Here is a 3,288-nt window from a genome sequence, read left to right as displayed (position 1 = left end):
AGTGGAAAAAGAAGTAAAAAAACAAGTCGAAAACATAATGAACAGAAAATTCCCAAAAAATCCAAGTAAAGAAAAATGCAAAGCATGCGACTGGAACTACATATGCACCAAAACCTAGATAAACGGAAACACCCAACATAGAACCCTAAATATCCCACACCTTGGATTCATTTCCACCCCCCCTTATACAATTTTCAAACTTCTAAAAATGACTAGAAACCGCGCTTTTAGAGGGTGAGGCGGTGCTCGGTTTGAGCGTGAAAAAGGCTGAATAAGCCGAAAAACCACACAACCCACAATAGTTGATACTGAGTTAACAGTACCAATTTCTCTCCACGAATAAATTCGAGCGTTTCCTTGCGGTGTTTCTATGAGGATTTTTTGAGACGCATAACTTGCTGTTTCATTTTTCTAACTTAGTTCTCTTAAACCCCAACCTATCGTAAACCGGATCTGAACTTATTATTTCTTCCCTGCAGTGAGCTGCATGAAAAGCATCAAAAACTCCAACACCGTCCTCAATATACAGTGCAGCTTTAAGATATGTCTGATCCTCTATTCTACAAATTTTCATCACACTTGTAACAATTCCAATGTACTCAAGATCATACCTCTTCGCCAAAAGCATGAGTTCGATAAAAGTAGCCTCAGAGGTTGTGATGTTACCCTCATTCTCCTCAAAAAATTTCTTTGCTTTATCCCTCAACCAATCTGCGGGCTTAAGTAAAGCTAGGAAGAAATCTGTGTCTGCATAGATCACCCGAGTTCCTCCACTGCCTGCTTTAAAATATCCTCTTTAAGTTCTTTTACTGATTTTTTGGGAAGCCTTTTTCCAATTCTCTCCAAATCCTCAACAGGGTTAGCGGGAATGGGTATAAGGTAAATCCCCTCCTTGGTTTCAACAAGGTAGAACTCTTCGCCAAGCTTTTCTCTTATGTGCTTTGGCAGATATATTCTTCCCCTTTCATCACACTTAAGCATCATTTTTCCCACAATTAGCTGATTAGTGGGAAAACATTTAAATTTTTCCACAACCCAAGCTCTTCGGGACCAAAATACATGTACCACAATACACATCACTCAAACAATTTGACACTTCCCACCATCTGTCCAAAGACTTTGAATAGAGCGGGGACCAGGTTTCGCCAATTGTTGAGGCGGTGGGAGATGGATGAAGAGGAGAGAGAAAGCCCTGCTGTGCGGAACTGTCTCATATGTTCCCTGAGGCTGGAGCTTGAGTGGGCACTGACCAGTAGCCAGGAGACGAGGAACTCCTAGAACACGATCTTCTTAGAATACTTGTCTAAACCGAACGCTTCTGCAACTCCTGCGGCTACACCACGAAGCCACTCCAACAATCCCTTAACATCTTCTTCACTAAACTTAACCATCAAGCATCCTATTTTTACTTGGTAAAGAAACTAAAGAAATCTTTCGAACCGCATTGGGGTTTGAAGCCGCGAAGGAACTTGGATTTGGGGAGATGATAACCGATTGGAACCACATCATGAGTAGTTCAATCTATCGATAATTTCCTCAAAAAAGGGGTTTTGTTCTAAAATCCAACAGCTAAAATAGAGACAAGTTTTATAGGGGAAACTATCATTAAGTTGAAATGTGGAGGTAGTTGAATGGTGGAATCAAAAGACGATTTTACGTTGATACTTGAGGAATTAAAGGCTATAAGAAGGGATCTTGCCTACATTAAGAAGCACATGATAGAAGTGGATAATCTTTTAACAAAGGAAGAAGAATTGATGCTAAAAGAGGCGGAGAGGGAGTTTAGAGAGGGAAAGACCGTGAAACTTGAAGATTTGAAGAGGGAGCTAGGTGAGCTTTGAAATTCAATTAAGTACTAGGGCTTACAAATTTTTTAAAAAATCCTGAGGATGTGTACATTCGTTTAATAAATAAAATAGAAGAGTTGGCTGAAAATCCGTTTCCACTCGGTGTGAAGAGAATTTTTGAAGCCTCAAAAAAAGGCAGATTTTGCGAATCTATCGTCGGGTGATTGTTAGAGCCAATATTCCCTGTCTCTCTTTTTATTTCTTTTGGAAGACCGTATACGCTACAGAAATATACGGTTTCATGCAACAGTTACGTAACCCGCACCAGGTTTTCGGTGAATATGTCCCCGAAATCCACTTTGAAACCCAAATAAGCGAGAAGGAAAAAAGAGGCTATAAGGATATTACAGAGCAAAACATCGAAGAAATCAAATACGAAATTTAATGAACAACAAACAAAGATGCTCAAATTCAAATGATTCTCCTCGCCCTTCGTATTCAATCAACAGGAGAATCCCTCTAATTAGAGGTGGGGGTGGCAAATGTCTCCAACTTTTACAGTTGATTACATTTGTTTTAGTAGCCTTTTTGTTTCTTTTAGTTCTTTTTCTAGTTCTTCTTTGGTTTGAATTGGTGGCCATATGTTTTTTTCGCGAATATACTCTATGAATTTCCACAGGGATGCGTTTGCCATTTTTGCTCCTTCTTCAATGCTTATTAGTCCTTTTCGGTATCCTTCTGCCGCTTTTTCTAGCTTGTGCCCTGTAATTTTTGATAGAATCCATTTTCTGATTAGTGTGGCTTTATCGATATTTTCTTCTCGGGCTATTTCTTCCAAAATTTTTGCGTCCTCTTCTCCTAGCCTTGTCGAGACTAATCTACTCTTCTTCATTTTTTTCACCAATTATTCCAAGTATGAAGGTGATGCGTTCCGGAGTTGTACCTCCAACCGTTAGGAGTCGGTTTAACGCATCCAGCAATTCCTTTTTGCTGATAAGTTTCTTGAAATAAGCATTTAGAAACATTAGATCTGTTTGAATGACTTTTGCGTTGCGTTTAAACATCTTTTTGTATGCTACTCTATCAGAAGTGACCGCTACGGCGTTTTTCTCCACCGATAAAGTGTAAGTGCTTGCTTCTCCTTCTCCAACAAAATAATCAATTTCCTTTGATACATCTACTCCAACTATTTCAATTATTTTTCGTTTTTTAATAGAATACTCCAGTAGGTAAGCATCAGGGTATCTTTCCTCCATGCCTTTAACTACTACCTCATTGTAGACTTCCCTGTCGATAATGTACTCGTAGGGTAATCTTTCTAAAAAGTCCAAGAGCCCTGCCTTCGCTAAGTAAACTAATGCACATGCATCGACAGCAATCTTCATGTATCTTTTGTAAACAAAAGAAAATAAAAATGTTTTCATTGTCTACAAAAATTCTCACAGACTTCCAAACAGCACCTTTCCAGAAGAATGGAGATGTAGATTCACCCGACTCTACC

General features: G+C 39.1%; 6 protein-coding genes. 2 read left to right on the top strand and 4 right to left on the bottom strand.

Annotated elements, in window-relative coordinates; all coding sequences use genetic code 11:
* Positions 1-403: 403 nt before the first annotated feature.
* Positions 404-760 (bottom strand): type II toxin-antitoxin system VapC family toxin, encoded by a 357-nt coding sequence (locus tag ACUVXA_RS18610; protein WP_445872787.1) that lies wholly within the window; start codon positions 758-760, stop codon positions 404-406.
* Positions 757-1,068, bottom strand: coding sequence for an AbrB/MazE/SpoVT family DNA-binding domain-containing protein (locus ACUVXA_RS18605; RefSeq protein WP_445872786.1), 312 nt, complete (start codon positions 1,066-1,068; stop codon positions 757-759). Before ACUVXA_RS18605 ends, ACUVXA_RS18610 begins: the two co-directional genes overlap by 4 nt.
* A gap of 563 nt (positions 1,069-1,631) precedes the next feature.
* Here ACUVXA_RS18605 and ACUVXA_RS18600 point away from each other — a divergent pair.
* On the top strand, positions 1,632-1,841 hold the full coding sequence (locus tag ACUVXA_RS18600; protein WP_445872785.1) for a hypothetical protein: 210 nt from the start codon (positions 1,632-1,634) through the stop codon (positions 1,839-1,841).
* A gap of 148 nt (positions 1,842-1,989) precedes the next feature.
* Positions 1,990-2,232, top strand: a complete 243-nt coding sequence (locus ACUVXA_RS18595) for a hypothetical protein (RefSeq protein ID WP_445872784.1) — start codon at positions 1,990-1,992, stop codon at positions 2,230-2,232.
* Between the two features lie 120 nt (positions 2,233-2,352).
* Here the strand turns inward: ACUVXA_RS18595 and ACUVXA_RS18590 are convergent, their stop codons facing one another.
* Both ACUVXA_RS18590 and ACUVXA_RS18585 read right to left on the bottom strand, forming a co-directional pair.
* Entirely contained in the window at positions 2,353-2,679 is a 327-nt protein-coding gene (locus ACUVXA_RS18590) for a UPF0175 family protein (RefSeq protein ID WP_445872783.1), read from the bottom strand.
* Positions 2,666-3,172: a hypothetical protein gene (locus ACUVXA_RS18585; RefSeq protein WP_445872782.1), complete on the bottom strand. Its 507-nt coding sequence runs from the start codon at positions 3,170-3,172 to the stop codon at positions 2,666-2,668. Before ACUVXA_RS18585 ends, ACUVXA_RS18590 begins: the two co-directional genes overlap by 14 nt.
* Positions 3,173-3,288 lie beyond the last annotated feature (116 nt).

The organism is Candidatus Jordarchaeum sp. (assembly GCF_052745115.1).
The sequence above is the reverse complement of the archived record's forward strand: the minus strand, read 5'-3'. Positions and strand labels throughout refer to the sequence as shown.